The sequence below is a fragment of the Hydrogenophaga crocea genome, assembly GCF_011388215.1.
Lineage (GTDB): Bacteria > Pseudomonadota > Gammaproteobacteria > Burkholderiales > Burkholderiaceae_C > Hydrogenophaga > Hydrogenophaga crocea.
Window position 1 is genome coordinate 612,735 of the sequence record NZ_CP049989.1, and the last position, 13,642, is coordinate 626,376.

Genomic DNA, 13,642 nt, shown 5'->3' on the forward strand with positions numbered 1-13,642 from the left:
GCATTCAATCCGGCGTGGGCAGGTAAACCCACACCGCCACGCCGAAGCCGCTGCGCGCCTCGATCCACAGCCGGCCGCCGTGGCGCTCGACCACACGCGCGGCCACGGCCAGGCCGCGCGCGGGTGCGTGGCCCGCTGGCCGCGCCGCGGTGCGCGGGAAGGGGTCGAGCAGGGTGTCGGGGTCGGCGCCCAGCAGGTCGCGCAAGCGGTCGTGCACGCACCAGGCCTGGCGTTCGGCGTCGTGGCGGATGTGCAGCGTGTGCGGCCGGTCGGCCGGCGCGTGCTCGGCCGCGTGCGCGAGCAGTTCACGCACGGCCAGGGTGAGCAACGGTGCCTGCGCATGCGGCCTGGGCAGCGGCTCGCAGACCCATTGCAGGTGGGGGTGGGCCGGCGCGAGCCGCTGCTGCTCCGCAGCCATCAGGGCATCGAGGTCCACCGGCGCGCACGCGAGCTCGGCGTGGTGGGCCTGCACCAGTTCGAGCAGGCGCGTGATCATGTCGCCGAGCTGGGTCGCCGCGCTGGCAATGCGGTCCAGGCGCTCGCGGCTGTCCGGGCTCAGGCGGCTGTCGGGGTCGGCCGCGATCAGCGCCGCGAAGCCGTTGATGGCGCGCAGCGGCGGGCGCAGGTCGTGCGCCAGGGCCTGGCCGAGCTGGCGCCAGGGGTGGCGTGCCGGTGCGCCATCGGTGTCCGCCGGCGCGGGCGGCAATGCCTTGGCGGGCTCATCGCCGGGCCAGCGGGTGTTGCCAAAGTCGCGAGAAGACGCCATCGGGGTGTGCGGTTTGGCCGGTTTGGACGTGGCGGAAAGCCGGTGACACAGGGCGGCACCGGTGTGCCGCTAGCATGCTTGCAATTGGATACAGATGTCGTTTCCCACACCCGAACCGGCCAGTCTAGGCAGCGCCTGTGCGCCCGCCCAGTTCTGCGGCTGACCGTCTGCGAATGAAGACCCTGCCTGATCCCGCGGCCGCCGCCGTCGCTGTGCCGACGGTCGAGGCCCTGACCCTCGCGCTCGACGCCGGCGTGGACCTGGGCGTGCGCTGGAACCCCGGCGAAAGCCTGCTGGCCGCCCGGTCCTGTCTGCCCTTCGATGGCGCCTGGTGGGGCCTGGGGAGCTGGCCGGCCGGCGGCCTGCCCTCGCTGTTCCTCACCAACACGGTGGACCTGCCGGCCGAACTCGTGCGCTGGTGGCACGACTGCGCCTTGCAGGACCGTGTGGCGCAGACCATCGTGGAGAACACCGGCGCGCCCATGGTCTGGACCGACCGCGACGCGCTGGCCGAGCCGGTGCGCGACTGGGCGCAGCGCTTCGGACTGGCGCAGGGCGTGATCGCCAGCCGCCTGGAGCCCATCACGGGCCAGGTGCTGTTCCTGGCCGCCTACCGCAGTGCCGCCACACCGGCGTTCGGTGCGGCCGACGCCGAACTGCTGGATGCGCTCGCGCGCCAGGCCGTGCTGCTGTGGCGTTCGGTGCGCTCGCAGATCGAGGCCATCGACCGCTCGATGGCGGTCGACCGGCTCGCGGTGGTCGACGCATCGGGGCGGCTGTCGTTCTGCGGCGTGCAGGCCGGGCAGTTGCTGGCCGAAGGCTGCACCGACCACGACGGCATGCGCTGGCCCCCCAGCCTGGGCGCCTGGCTCACCGACGACCCCGCGGGCATGCACCGGCGCAGCGGCCGGCTGGCCGGGCGCATCAAGCGCGTGCCCGGCGGCTGGTGGATCGAAGTCGGGGACGCGCGCAACGCCGCGGTGCTGCCGCAGCGCCTGCTGCGCGTGGCCGAGCTGTACGCGCGCGGCCTGTCGAGCAAGCAGATCTCGAAAGAGACCGGGCTGTCGGCGACCACGGTGCGCACCTACCTGCAGCAGGCCTACGGCATCCTGGGGGTGTCGAACAAGGTGTCGCTGGGCGACACCCTGGGCCGCGGCCGCTGAGACCGGGTTTCAGGACGGCGCCACGAAGCGGCCCATGCGCTGGGCGTACACGCGCGTGAAGGTGGCGCCGAGCAGGAACACCTGCGCCGAGTAGTAGACCCACAGCAGCAGCACCACCACCGACGAGGCCGCGCCGAACACCGAGGCCACGCCGCTGCGCCCGATGTAGATGCCGATCAGGGCCTTGCCCACCGTGAAGAGCAGGGCCGTGACGAAGGCGCCGAGCCACACGTCGCGCCAGGCCACGCGCACGCGCGGCATGCCCTTGTAGATCATCGCGAACACCGCGGTCACGAAGCCCAGGCTCAACACGAAGTTGATGCCATCGACGAGCGCGGCCCAGCCACCGAACCAGGGCGCCCACCACTTGCCGAACGCCGCGAGGCCTGCGCTCAGCACCAGAGAGACCATCAGCAGAAAACCCACGCCGAGCATGAGCCCGAGCGCGAGCAGGCGCACGCGCATGAAGCTCCACACGCCGCTGCCCGCGCGTTGCGGCGGCACGTGCCAGATGCGGTCGAGGGCGTGCTGCAGCTCGGCCAGCACGGTGGTGGCGCCGATGAGCAGCGTGCCCACGCCGATCACCGTGCCGAGCAGGCTTGCGGCGGGGCGGTTCACGCTCTCGAGCAGGTGGTTCACGGTGCGCGCGCTGTCTTCGCCCACCAGCGCCGAGAGCTGCGCAACGATCTCGGCGCGCGCCGTGGCCTCGCTGAAGAACAGGCCCACCACCGAGGTGACGATGAGCAGCAGCGGCGCGATCGAGAACACGGTGTAGTAGGCGAGCGCAGCGCCCATGCTCGAGGCGCGTTCGTCGATCCAGGCCTGCACGGTGTCGATGAGCAGGGCCTTGAGGGTCGACCGGGCGGAGGGGGACGAAGCCATCGGCATCTCCTGTTGGGCCAGGGCAGGGAGCGCCCTTTTTACACCGGGGGGCAAGGCACGCGCCTTGCCCAAGACCGGGGCAAGGGCCGATTGGCCCATGCGATTCCTTCCCACCTCGACACCAGGAGAGACCCCATGGCCACCAACCAAGGCAACCAGAGCAACCAAGGCAACCAGGACAAGTCCTCGCAACGCGGCTTTGCGGGCATGGATCCGGAACGCCAGCGCGAGATCGCTGCCGAAGGCGGGCGCGCGGCCCATGCGAGCGGCAACGCGCACGAGTTCACCAGCGAAGAAGCGCGCGAGGCCGGCTCGAAGAGCCATGGCGGCCACGGCAGTGGCTCCAGCAGTGGCGGCAACAACAACAGTGGCGGCAGCAACAGCGGCGGCCAACGCGGCAGCGGCAGCGACAACGAACGCAGCGGTTCGTCCTCGTCATCGTCCATGCGCGGCGGCAGCAGCGAGCAGCACGCCGAAGCCGGCCGCCAGAGCCACAAGAACGATCGTTGAGCGATCACCGCTGAGCGCGTTCTGCCCGACGCGCTCTTGGGCCCCGCTGGTGTCGCCAGCGGGGCATTTTTCATGGGCGCTTCACGCGGCCGGGTTGGCCAGGCCCGATTCGATGAAGCGCCGGTAGGTGCGCACAGTGGCGTTGGGCACGGTTCGCGCGCCCTTGCTCGCGGTGGTGAGGTGCGTGCGGTAGACGTAGTCGCGTGCCGCAATGAGCAGGTCGGCCAGCGTGGGCAGTTCGCTCTTGGCGTACTGGCGCAGTTCGCCGCGCGCCTTCATGCGCTTGAGGAAGTGGATGTAGCGCTCGTGCACCGCCGCGTGGTGGCGCGCCCAGGCGGTGGGCGCCTCGACCTCGGCCTCGTTGAGCAGGCGCCAGAACCAGGGGTTGTCAGAGAGGTACTCGAACACCGCGCGAAAGCCGATCTCTTCGGCTTCGAAGAAGCGCTCCTCGTTGCCGATGCGCTCGCGCACGTAGTCGAGCATCTGCAGGCCGAAGTGCGGCAGCAGCGTGTCGAACAGCGCCTGCCGCGAGGGGAAGTACAGGTAGAAGGTGCCGAGCGCGACGCCGCATGCGGCCGTGATCCGCTGGATCGAGGCGTCGCGGTAGCCGGTCTCGCCCACCACCTTGGCCGCTGCCATCAGGAATTCTTCGCGCGTGCGCGCTGCGCGTTCGGCACGTGCCTGCAGCGAGGCCTCTGACAGTTTGCGCGGCTGGCGCGGCGCGCGCGCCGCGGGCCGCTTCGCGTCCGTTTCGGCGTTCGGGCGTGATCGCGATGTGCTCATGGGTGTCGATCCTAGGGCAGCACCGGCCCGCTGCGGTGGCGCACGCGCATTCGCGTTTCCCCTAGGTGCGCCGCAGCCGGTTCTGCAAATAATGAGTAATGAACCACGGTTCAGTTTATAAACGATGCAGAACCCAAACCCCCTCACCGCCGTCACACCGGCCGCCCAAGACCCGAGCGACCCCGAGGCCTTCCGGGCCGAGGTGCGGGCCTTTTGCGAACGCGAGTTGCCGGCGCGCGTGCGCGCCAAGGTGCAGGCCAACCTGTACCTGGAGAAGCAGGACTACCTCGATTTCCTTCACGCGCTGATTCCGCGTGGCTGGGTCGCGGGGCACTGGCCGCGCGAGTGGGGCGGCCGCGGATGGACGCCGCTGCAGCGCTTCATCTTCGAAGAGGAGAGCACGGCCTGCGGCGCTCCCTGGCTGATTCCTTTCGGCGTGAGCTACGTGGGGCCGGTCATCTTCACCTTCGGTTCGGCGTGGCAGAAGGCGCGCTTCCTGCCCCCCATCCTGTCGAGCACCGAGTGGTGGGCCCAGGGTTACAGCGAGCCCGGTGCGGGCAGCGACCTGGCCGCGCTCAAGACGCGTGCGGTGCGCGACGGCGACCACTACGTGGTCACGGGCCAGAAGATCTGGACCAGCTACGTGCAGTGGGCCGACTGGATCTTCTGCCTGGTGCGCACCAGCGAAGGCACGCGCCGCCAGCAGGGCATCTCCTTTCTGCTGATCGACATGAAAACGCCCGGCATCACCGTGCGGCCCATCCGCACCATGGACGGCTGCCACCACGTGAACGAGGTGTTCTTCGACGGTGTGCGCGTGCCGGTGCAGAACCTGGTGGGCGAAGAAGGGCAGGGCTGGACCTGCGCCAAGTTCCTGCTCAACAACGAGCGCGTGATCGCCGCCGAGACCGGCCGCTCGATGCGCCAGCTCGCCCACCTGCAGGCGCTGGTGGACGCCGAGCCCGCGCGGCCGGACGCCGGCGCGTTCCGCGAGCGCATTGCGCAACTGCGGCTCAAGCTGCACGCGCTGCGTGCCTACTGCCTGCAGGCCGCGCGCCACATGGATCCGACCCAGCCCGCGGGCGCCGACGCCTCGCTCATGAAGATCCGCGGCTCCGAGCTGCAGCAGTCGATCGCCGAAGCCACGATCGACTGGCTCGGCCCTAACGCCGCGGTGTACGACCCCGCGCTGGTGCATGGCGACACGCCGCGCAGCGCGGTGGGCCCGCTGGCAGGGCCGGGCCTGGTGCGCGAGTACCTGCACGGCCGCGCCGCCACCATCTACGGCGGCTCCAACGAAATCCAGCGCAACATCATTGCCAAGGCGGAGCTCGGACTGTGAAGCGCGATTCTTTCGTCGACGAGATCGACGCCGCCCTGGGCGACGCCGCGCTGCGCTACCGGCGCGAGCGCTACGCCTTCGAACAACGCCAGCGCATGGACGCCGCATCGCGCCGCTTCGACGCCGGGGCGTGGGCGCAGATGGCCGAGATGGGCTGGCTCAGCGTGGCCAGCGACGAGGCCGACGGCGGCCTGGGCCGACGCATCGGCTCGATCGCGTTGCTCGCGCGGCACACGGGCGCGGCCGGCATCAACGAGCCCTTGCTGTCGACCTGGATCGCGGCCGAGGTGCTGCGTGCGCACGGCAGCGGCGCGCAGCGCGCGCGCTGGCTTGAACCCCTGATGGCGGGCGGTCTGCGCGTGGCCTGCGCTTTCGGCGCCGACGCGAGCGCCGAGGACGGCGTCCTCACGGGCCGCTGCGAGGTGGTGCCCGACGCCGACATCGCCGACCTGCTGCTGCTGCAGGTGCAGGGCCGCTGGCATGCCGTGCGCGCTGGCGCCGCAGGCCTGCAGCGCGAGGCCTGTCCCTTGCTCGACGGCCGCGGTGCGGCCACGCTGCAGTTGCAGGCCTGCGCGGCCGAAGCCCTGCCCGTTCAGGCCCCCGACACGCCAGCGCAACTCGCGGGTCTGGCCGCGGCGGCCGATGCGCTGGGCGCGATGGAACTCGCCTTCGAACTCACCCTCGGGTACGTGAAGACGCGCGAACAGTTCGGCGCCCCCATCGGCCAGCACCAGGTGGTGATGCACCGCACGGTCGACATGTACCTGCGGCTCATGGAGTCGCAGGCCGTGCTCGCGCAGGCGGTCGAGGCGCTGGCCTCCGGCGAGCCCGCGCGCGCGGCCGAGGTGCACGCGGCAAAGGCCTTCATCCCGCCGCAGGGCCGCCTGCTCGCCCAGGAGGCGGTGCAACTGCACGGCGGCATCGGCATCACCGAGGAATACGCGGTGAGCCACTGCCTGCGCCGTGTGCTGGTGGACGAGCAGCTGTTCGGCCGCAGTGCCGAGCACCTGCAGCGTTTTGCCCAACCCCTGTCCGAGACGAGGTAAACCCATGCGATTCGACGACTACCAGTGCCTGCGCTTCTCGCGCCAGGGCCGCGTGCTCACCGTCGCGCTGAACCGGCCCGAGCAGCGCAACGCGGTCAATGGCCGCCTGCACAGCGAGCTCGCGCGTGTGTTCACCGATCTGCAGAACGACCCCGACTCCGACGTGATCGTGCTCACCGGCGAGGGCGCGGCCTTCTGCGCGGGCGGCGACATCGAGTGGATGCAGTCGCACGTGGACGACCCGAGCGCCTTCGAGCGCATGGCGCGCGAGGGCAAGGACATCGTCTTCACCCAGCTCGACCTGGAGAAGCCGCTGATCTGCAAGCTCAACGGCCACGCCACCGGCCTGGGCGCGAGCCTGGCGCTGCTCAGCGACATCGTGCTGGCTTCGGCCGACGCGAAGATCGGCGATCCGCACGTGAGCGTGGGCCTGGTGGCCGGCGACGGCGGCGCGCTGATCTGGCCGCAGGTGGTGGGCTATGCGCGGGCGCGCAAGTACCTGTTCACCGGCGATCTGCTGAGCGCGCAGGAGGCCGAGCGCATCGGCCTGGTCACCGAGGTGCACCCGCGCGACGCGCTCGACGCCGCCACCGACGCGCTCGCGCAGCGCATTGCCGCGGGCGCGACCATCGCCATCCGCTACACCAAGATCACCACCAACCTGCCGCTCAAGGCGCTGTTCCACGCGCACTTCGACGCCGGCCTGGCCTACGAATGCCTCTCCAACCGCAGCGCCGACCATGCCGAGGCGGTGCGGGCCTTCCGCGACCGGCGAAAGCCGGCCTTCACCGGCCGTTGAACCGGCCTGCCTTCTCCCCCCAACACCCATCCCAGGAGACAGACCATGCGCAACCCCAACCGCAGGCACGTGCTGCAACTCGGCGCCGCCGGCGCCACGGCCCTGAGCTTTCCGCACCTGGCGCTCGCGCAGTCCGGGCCGCTGCGCATCGGCCTGATCACGCCGCTGTCGGGTCCGCAGGAGTTCATCGGCACCTACGTGAAGAACGGCGCCGAGATCGCGGTGGACCAGATCAACAAGGCCGGCGGCATCCTGGGCCGCCAGGTTGCGCTCGAGATCCGCGACGACAAGGCCAACCCCGCGGCTGCGCTGGCCGCGGCGCGCGAGCTGCTGGGCATGGGCATCAACCTGCACGTGGGCGGCATCTCGAGCGCGGTGGTGCTGGCGCTCGCACCCGTGATGGCGCAGGAGAAGGGCGTGCACCTGACCTGCGGCGCGGGCACCGAGAAGATGAACCACGAGGCCTATTCGGAGAACATGTTCCGCCCCGGCGACAGCCCCGACGCGCGCGGCCGCGCGCAGGCGCGCCTGATGGCCGAGAAGTACCCCGACGTGACGCGCTGGACCGGCCTGATCCCCGACCACGAATACGGCCGCACCATGTGGGGCATCTTCGTCGACGGCCTGCTCGAGTTCTACCCGGCGATCGCGAAGAAAAAGCCCGAGATCCTCGACCCCATCCTCATGCCCTACGGCGTGTCCGACTACCGCAACGGCATCACCGCGGCGCTGCGCGTGCAGGCCGAGGGCTGCTTCAACGCCACCTACGGCGGCGACGCCATCACCATGTTCCAGCAGGCGCGCGGCTTCGGCCTGATGCAGCGCTACAAGGTGGTGTGCGACGCGGCCAACGAATTCCTGGTGGCGCGCGGCATGAAGCAGCAACTGCCGCCCCAATGGACCGGCATGCACTACTACGCCGCCGCCAACAAGGGCAACGCCATGAGCGACCGCTTCGTGGCCGACTACACCGCCAAGACGCGCGACCCCGAGCCGCTGGGCTGGGCGGCCGAGGCCCACGCGGCGATCTATGCGCTGGCCCGCGCGGCCGAGAAGGGCAAGTCCACCGAAACGCGCTCGGTCATCGCCAGCCTCAAGGGCCTCACCTGGGACACCGTGACCGGCCCGCGCACCATGCGCGCCGAAGACAACCAGGCCGTCAAGGACGTGGAGCTGGTGTTCATCGAACCCGCGAGCACCGACAAGGGCTACCAGGTGGGGCAGTACATCAAGGTCGACGGCAAGTCGGTGATCCTGCCGCCGTCGCCGGGCCAGAAGCTCAAGCTGCGCACCGCCTGAGCGCGCGATGGCCGCCGACCTCCTGACCCTGCTGGTCAACAGCCTCACCTGGGCCATGGCCACCTTCCTGGTGGCCGCGGGCCTCACCCTGGTGTTCGGCACCCTGCACATCCTGAACTTCTCGCACGGCGGCTTCTTCATGATCGGCGCCTACGCGGCCTACTCGATCGCGCAGTGGCTGGGCGCGAGCGATTCCACCGCGGTCTACCTCGTGGGCACGCTGGCCGCGGGCCTGCTGGTGGCGCTGCTCGGGCTGCTGGTCGACCGGCTGGTGCTGCGCCGCCTCGCGGGCGTGGAGGATGCCTACATCCTGATCGCCACCTACGCGCTGCTGCTGGTGTGCGAAGGCGCGACCAAGCTCGTGTGGGGCCTCAAGTACCACAGCGTGATGCCGCCGCAGGCGCTCGACGGCGCCTGGGTGCTGGGCAACGCCGTGGTGCCGCGCATGTCGCTGTTCATCATCGCGGCCGGCGTGCTGAGCTTCATCGCGCTCGAGGTCTTCCTCAACCGCACGCGCGCGGGCCGGCTGGTGAAGGCCATCGCGGTCGACCCGTGGATGGCGCGGCTCATGGGCATCAACGTGCGGCGCGTCTACACCGCCACGGTGGCGCTGGGCTTCGGCCTGGCGGGTCTGGCGGGCGGCACGCTGCTGGCCAACCAGGCGCTGTCGCCCTCGCTCGCGAGCGGCTTCGTGATCTACGCCTTCGGCGTGATCATCGTCGGCGGCATGGGCAGCATCGCGGGGGCCTTCGTGGGCTCGATCCTGCTGGGCCTCATCGACGCCGCGGGCCAGTGGGTGCTGCCGGGCCTGCCGGGTCTGCCGTTCTTCGCCGCCATGACGCTGATCCTGCTGCTGCGCCCGCAAGGGCTGATGGGGAAGAAGACATGACCGCTTTTGTCGGCGCCGGGCTGCGGCGCGACCTGCTCGTGCTGCTTGCGCTGGTGGTGCTGGGCTGCCTGCTGCCGCAGGTGCTCAACCGCGGCCTGGTGTTCATCGCGGGCCTGGTGTGGATCAACGCCGTGTTCGGCCTGAGCTTCAACCTGCTGTTCGGCCTGTCGGGCGTGCTGAGCTTCGGCCAGGCCATGTTCTTCGCGGGCGGGGCCTATGGCGCGGCGGTGCTCACGCAGTCGCTGGGCCTGCCGTTCCTGCTGGCCTGGCCGCTCGCGGGCCTGGTGGGCGCGCTGCTGGCGGCCGCGGTGGGCGGCGTGGCGCTGCGCCGCACCGAGGGCGTGTACTTCGCCATCCTCACGCTGTCGTTCGCCGAACTGCTGCACCTGCTCGTGATCAACACCGGCTTCCTGGGCCGCAACGACGGCCTGAGCGGCCTCGCGCGGCCCCTGATCGAACTGGGCGCGCTGCGGCTCGACTTCAGCGCGGGCGACCGCTTCTACTACTTCATCGTGTTCGCCTGCGCGCTGCTGATCGCATTGGTGCGCTGGGTGATCGCCACGCCTTTCGGCCGCGCCCTGCAGGCCGTGAAGCAGGAGCCCGAGCGCGCCGAGTTCCTCGGCATTCCGGTGCGCCGGCACCGCTGGAGCGTGTTCGTGTTCGCGGGCTTCACCACCGCCATGGCCGGCGCGCTGGTGGCGCCGTGGGCCCAGATCGTCACGCCCGAGCTCGCGCACTGGTCGAATTCCACCAACCCCATCCTCTACACCCTGCTGGGCGGCAGCGCCTACTTCTGGGGTCCGGTGCTGGGCGCGGTGCTGCTGTCGGCGGTGTTCTACGTCACGCGCACGCTGGTGGGCATCTCCGACCTCGTGACGGGCCTGCTGCTGCTGTCGGTGGTGCTCGCGCTGCCCGGCGGCGTGCTGGGGCTGCTGGCGCGCTGGGTGCGGCCCGCGCCGCGCGCGGACCGGCCCGCGGCCGGCGCCCAGGTGGGGGCCGGCCGATGAGCGCGCTGCTGAACGCCCGCGGCCTGTTCAAGGCTTACGGCAAGATCCCGGTGCTGCGTCAGGTCGACATCGCCATCGCGCCCGAAGAAGGCCATGTGGTGATCGGCCCCAACGGCGCGGGCAAGACCACGCTGTTCAAGGTGCTCACGGGCGAGGTGATCGCCGATGCAGGGCAGATCGTGTTCCGCGGCGACGACATCACCCGGCTGCCCGCACACGCGCGCGTGCACCGCGGCTTCGGGCGCACCTTCCAGGTGGCGCGCGTGTTCGGCAAGCTCACCGTGCGCGACAACCTGCAGCTCGCCTGCGAGGCGCGCCAGCGCCGCGCCAACCCGCTCGCCGGCCTGTCGGCCGCGCAGGCGCGCACCATCGCCGCGCAACTCGACGCGCTGCTGCTCGAAACCGCCCTGGAACGCCAGGCCGACGCGATCGCGGGCGCGCTCGCCTACGGCGACCGCAAGCGGCTCGAGCTGGCCATGGTGCTGGCGCTGGACCCGGCCATCCTGTTCCTCGACGAGCCCACGGCGGGCATGTCGGCCGCGGAGCGCCAGGCCACGGTGCAGCTGTTGCAGCGCGTGCGCCGCGAGCGCCGGCTCGCGCTGCTGCTCACCGAGCACGACATGGACGTGGTCTTCGGCCTGGCCGACCGCATTTCGGTGCTGCACCATGGCGAGCTCATCGCCTCGGGCACGCCGCAACAGATCCGCGACAACCCGCGCGTGCGCGAGGTCTACCTGGGCGACGAGGCCGCACATGCTTGAGATCCGCCACCTGAACGCGCGTTATGGCGACAGCCGCGTGCTGTTCGACCTGAACCTGCGCGTGCCCAAGGGCGCCGGCGTGGCGCTGCTCGGGCGCAACGGCGCGGGCAAGTCCACGCTCATGAAGGCCTTGCTCGACGCCGGGCCCGCGAGCGAGGGCGAGATGGCGCTCGACGGCCGTGCGCTCGCGGGCCTTGGCACCGAGCAGCGCGCGCGCCTGGGCCTCACGCTGGTGCCCGAAGACCGCCGCATCTTCAGCAACCTCACGGTGCGGCAGAACCTCGAGCTCGCGCACCATGCGCTGCCGCGCGGCCGTGCGCCCACCCCGGTCGACGAGATGGGCCGGCTGTTTCCGCTGCTGCCGCCGCTGCTCGACCGCCTGGGCTACCAGCTCTCGGGCGGGCAGCAGCAGCTCGTGGCGGTGGTGCGCGGCCTCATGGCCGGGCCCGCGCTGCTGTTGCTCGACGAACCCGCCGAAGGGCTCGCGCCCAAGCTCGCGATGGACCTCGCGCACGAAGTGCGCCGCGCGCGCGAGACACTCGGCCTGTCGCTGCTGGTGGCCGAGCAGAACGTGGCCTACGCGCGCCAGTGCACCGAATACGTCTACCTGCTCGACAGTGGCAGGCTGGTGTTCGAAGGCGACTGGGCTGCGTTCGACGCCCAGCCCGATCTCAAGACCCGATACCTCGCCGTATGACCCAGGCCCACCCCATGTCCGCGCCGCGGCTGCAGCCGCGCATCGATCCCGAACAGGCCCGCCGCTGGAAAGCCAGCGGCGCCTGGGAAGACCTCACGCTGGCCGATCGCGCGCAGGCGCTCGCGCAGCAGGCGCCCACCCACGTCACCCACCGGGAGGCGGGCGTGTCGCTCACCGCGGAGCAGGCCTGGGCGCGCTCGGGCCGGCTGGTGGCCGCGCTGGCCGCGCAAGGCTTCGTGGCGGGCGACGTGATCGCCTTCCAGACCCCGAACTGGCTCGAGGCCGTGCTCATCAACCTCGCGGCCGCGCGGCTCGGCCTGGTGGTGTGCCCCATCGTGCCCATCTACCGCGAGCGCGAGGTCGAGCTGATCCTGGCCGACTGCGGCGCCAAGGGCATCTTCGTGCCCGAGCGCTTCCGCGGCTTCGACCACCTGGCCATGGTGCAGGGCCTGCGCGCGCGCCTGCCCGCGCTGCGCCACGTGTGGAGCGTGCGCGGCGAAACGCCCACGCCCGGCGTGACCGACCTGCGCGCGCTGCTCGAGAGCGATGCGCCGCTGCCCGCGCTGCCGCGCACCGATCCCGACGCCGTCAAGCTCATCCTCTACACCTCGGGCACCACGGGCCGGCCCAAGGCCGTGCTGCACAGCCACAACAGCCTGGCGCGCAGCATGCGTCGCGCCGCGCAGCACTGGGGCCTGCGCCCTGGCGACACCACGCTCATGCCCTCGCCGATCACGCACGTCACGGGTTACACCTACGGCCTGGAGCTGCCGTTCCACGACCGCGTGCGCGCCGTGCTCATGGACAAGTGGGACGCCGCCGCCGCGGCCGACCTGATCGAGGCCGAGCAGGTGGTCTTCACGCTGTGCGCCACACCCTTCCTGCAGGAACTGCTCGACCTGGCGGAGCGCGAGCAGCGCCCGCTGCCCAGCCTGCGCACCTTCCCCTGCGGCGGCGCGGCCGTGCCGCCCGAGCTCATCCACCGCGTGGCGCGCGTGTTCGCGAACTGCCGCTCGTTCCGCGTCTACGGCAGCAGCGAAGCGCCCGTGATCACGCTGGGCTATGTGCTGCCGGGCCAGGAGCGGCTGGCCGCCGAGACCGACGGCGAGGTGATCGACTACGAGGTCAAGCTCGTGGACCCGAACGGCGACGAGGTCGGCCCCGGCCAGGAAGGCGAAATCTGCGCGCGCGGCCCGGGCCTGTTCCTGGGCTACGCCAATCCTGAAGACACGGCGCAGGTGTTCGACGCGCAGGGTTACTTCCACACCGGCGACGTCGGCTACCGCACGCCCGAGGGCGCGATCGTGTTCACCGGCCGCATCAAGGACCTCATCAACCGCGGCGGCGAGAAGATCAGCGCCAAGGAGGTCGAAGACCTGCTGCACCAGCACCCGGGCGTGCTGCAGGCCGCGGTGGTGGCCATGCCGCACCCGCGCCTGGGTGAAACCGTGTGCGCCTACCTGGTCGCGGCGCCCGGGGCCGACGTGTCGATCGAGGCCGTGTCGCGCACGCTCGCGGCCGCGGGTGTGGCCCGGCAGAAGATGCCCGAGAAGCTGGTGGTGGTCGATGCGTTTCCCACCACGGCGTCGGGCAAGGTCAAGAAAGACCTGCTGCGCGCCGACGTGCGCGAGCGGCTCGCGCAGGCGGCGCCCGCGGCGCGCCCGTGAAGCCCCGGCGCGCGGTGCGCACGCCCGGCAT

General features: G+C 71.2%; 14 protein-coding genes. 11 read left to right on the plus strand and 3 right to left on the minus strand.

From position 1 onward, the window contains the following. Positions 1-4: 4 nt before the first annotated feature. Positions 5-766 (minus strand): sensor histidine kinase, encoded by a 762-nt coding sequence (locus G9Q37_RS02895; RefSeq protein ID WP_166224302.1) that lies wholly within the window; start codon positions 764-766, stop codon positions 5-7. Positions 767-939: 173 nt separating this feature from the next. On the opposite strand from G9Q37_RS02895, the gene G9Q37_RS02900 reads away from it, so the two are divergent. Beyond that, positions 940-1,929, plus strand: a complete 990-nt coding sequence (locus tag G9Q37_RS02900; protein WP_166224305.1) for a helix-turn-helix transcriptional regulator — start codon at positions 940-942, stop codon at positions 1,927-1,929. A 9-nt stretch (positions 1,930-1,938) separates the two neighbouring features. On the opposite strand, the gene G9Q37_RS02905 is transcribed toward G9Q37_RS02900, so the two are convergent. After that, positions 1,939-2,811, minus strand: a complete 873-nt coding sequence (locus tag G9Q37_RS02905; RefSeq protein WP_240936499.1) for a YihY/virulence factor BrkB family protein — start codon at positions 2,809-2,811, stop codon at positions 1,939-1,941. Between the two features lie 135 nt (positions 2,812-2,946). Between G9Q37_RS02905 and G9Q37_RS02910 the strand changes: the two genes are divergently transcribed. Beyond that, entirely contained in the window at positions 2,947-3,321 is a 375-nt protein-coding gene (locus G9Q37_RS02910) for a KGG domain-containing protein (protein WP_166224311.1), read from the plus strand. A gap of 81 nt (positions 3,322-3,402) precedes the next feature. On the opposite strand, the gene G9Q37_RS02915 is transcribed toward G9Q37_RS02910, so the two are convergent. Beyond that, positions 3,403-4,104, minus strand: a complete 702-nt coding sequence (locus G9Q37_RS02915) for a TetR/AcrR family transcriptional regulator (protein ID WP_166224315.1) — start codon at positions 4,102-4,104, stop codon at positions 3,403-3,405. Between the two features lie 124 nt (positions 4,105-4,228). Here G9Q37_RS02915 and G9Q37_RS02920 point away from each other — a divergent pair, with 124 nt between their 5' ends. The 9 genes from G9Q37_RS02920 to G9Q37_RS02960 are packed head-to-tail and all read left to right on the plus strand — an operon-like array spanning position 4,229 to position 13,611. Next, positions 4,229-5,446 (plus strand): acyl-CoA dehydrogenase family protein, encoded by a 1,218-nt coding sequence (locus G9Q37_RS02920; protein WP_166224318.1) that lies wholly within the window; start codon positions 4,229-4,231, stop codon positions 5,444-5,446. Beyond that, a complete protein-coding gene (locus tag G9Q37_RS02925) occupies positions 5,443-6,492 on the plus strand; it encodes an acyl-CoA dehydrogenase family protein (protein WP_166224321.1) in 1,050 nt (349 codons plus the stop codon). The genes G9Q37_RS02920 and G9Q37_RS02925 overlap by 4 nt, the downstream gene beginning before the upstream one ends. A 4-nt stretch (positions 6,493-6,496) precedes the next feature. Beyond that, positions 6,497-7,291 carry an enoyl-CoA hydratase/isomerase family protein gene (locus G9Q37_RS02930; protein WP_166224324.1) on the plus strand — a complete coding sequence of 265 codons (795 nt, stop codon included), beginning with the start codon at positions 6,497-6,499 and terminating at the stop codon, positions 7,289-7,291. Between the two features lie 45 nt (positions 7,292-7,336). Further along, complete coding sequence (locus G9Q37_RS02935) at positions 7,337-8,590, plus strand: ABC transporter substrate-binding protein (protein WP_166224327.1); 1,254 nt, start codon at positions 7,337-7,339, stop codon at positions 8,588-8,590. Positions 8,591-8,597: 7 nt separating this feature from the next. After that, the gene (locus G9Q37_RS02940) at positions 8,598-9,479 is read left to right on the plus strand and encodes a branched-chain amino acid ABC transporter permease (protein ID WP_166224330.1); all 882 of its coding nucleotides are present in this window, start codon (positions 8,598-8,600) and stop codon (positions 9,477-9,479) included. Further along, entirely contained in the window at positions 9,476-10,486 is a 1,011-nt protein-coding gene (locus G9Q37_RS02945) for a branched-chain amino acid ABC transporter permease (protein WP_166224333.1), read from the plus strand. The genes G9Q37_RS02940 and G9Q37_RS02945 overlap by 4 nt, the downstream gene beginning before the upstream one ends. Then, positions 10,483-11,247 (plus strand): ABC transporter ATP-binding protein, encoded by a 765-nt coding sequence (locus G9Q37_RS02950; RefSeq protein WP_166224336.1) that lies wholly within the window; start codon positions 10,483-10,485, stop codon positions 11,245-11,247. The genes G9Q37_RS02945 and G9Q37_RS02950 overlap by 4 nt, the downstream gene beginning before the upstream one ends. Beyond that, positions 11,240-11,944, plus strand: a complete 705-nt coding sequence (locus G9Q37_RS02955; protein WP_166224339.1) for an ABC transporter ATP-binding protein — start codon at positions 11,240-11,242, stop codon at positions 11,942-11,944. Before G9Q37_RS02950 ends, G9Q37_RS02955 begins: the two co-directional genes overlap by 8 nt. Before the next feature lie 14 nt (positions 11,945-11,958). Beyond that, the gene (locus tag G9Q37_RS02960; RefSeq protein ID WP_166224342.1) at positions 11,959-13,611 is read left to right on the plus strand and encodes an AMP-binding protein; all 1,653 of its coding nucleotides are present in this window, start codon (positions 11,959-11,961) and stop codon (positions 13,609-13,611) included. Positions 13,612-13,642: the final 31 nt, after the last annotated feature.

Bases quoted from the DNA above. Each gene is read 5' to 3' on its own strand.
- G9Q37_RS02895 (WP_166224302.1), bottom strand. From the start codon at position 766: ATGGCGTCTTCTCGCGACTTTGGCAACACCCGCTGGCCCGGCGATGAG.
- G9Q37_RS02900 (WP_166224305.1), top strand. From the start codon at position 940: ATGAAGACCCTGCCTGATCCCGCGGCCGCCGCCGTCGCTGTGCCGACG.
- G9Q37_RS02905 (WP_240936499.1), bottom strand. From the start codon at position 2,811: ATGGCTTCGTCCCCCTCCGCCCGGTCGACCCTCAAGGCCCTGCTCATC.
- G9Q37_RS02910 (WP_166224311.1), top strand. From the start codon at position 2,947: ATGGCCACCAACCAAGGCAACCAGAGCAACCAAGGCAACCAGGACAAG.
- G9Q37_RS02915 (WP_166224315.1), bottom strand. From the start codon at position 4,104: ATGAGCACATCGCGATCACGCCCGAACGCCGAAACGGACGCGAAGCGG.
- G9Q37_RS02920 (WP_166224318.1), top strand. From the start codon at position 4,229: ATGCAGAACCCAAACCCCCTCACCGCCGTCACACCGGCCGCCCAAGAC.
- G9Q37_RS02930 (WP_166224324.1), top strand. From the start codon at position 6,497: ATGCGATTCGACGACTACCAGTGCCTGCGCTTCTCGCGCCAGGGCCGC.
- G9Q37_RS02935 (WP_166224327.1), top strand. From the start codon at position 7,337: ATGCGCAACCCCAACCGCAGGCACGTGCTGCAACTCGGCGCCGCCGGC.
- G9Q37_RS02940 (WP_166224330.1), top strand. From the start codon at position 8,598: ATGGCCGCCGACCTCCTGACCCTGCTGGTCAACAGCCTCACCTGGGCC.
- G9Q37_RS02945 (WP_166224333.1), top strand. From the start codon at position 9,476: ATGACCGCTTTTGTCGGCGCCGGGCTGCGGCGCGACCTGCTCGTGCTG.
- G9Q37_RS02950 (WP_166224336.1), top strand. From the start codon at position 10,483: ATGAGCGCGCTGCTGAACGCCCGCGGCCTGTTCAAGGCTTACGGCAAG.
- G9Q37_RS02955 (WP_166224339.1), top strand. From the start codon at position 11,240: ATGCTTGAGATCCGCCACCTGAACGCGCGTTATGGCGACAGCCGCGTG.
- G9Q37_RS02960 (WP_166224342.1), top strand. From the start codon at position 11,959: ATGTCCGCGCCGCGGCTGCAGCCGCGCATCGATCCCGAACAGGCCCGC.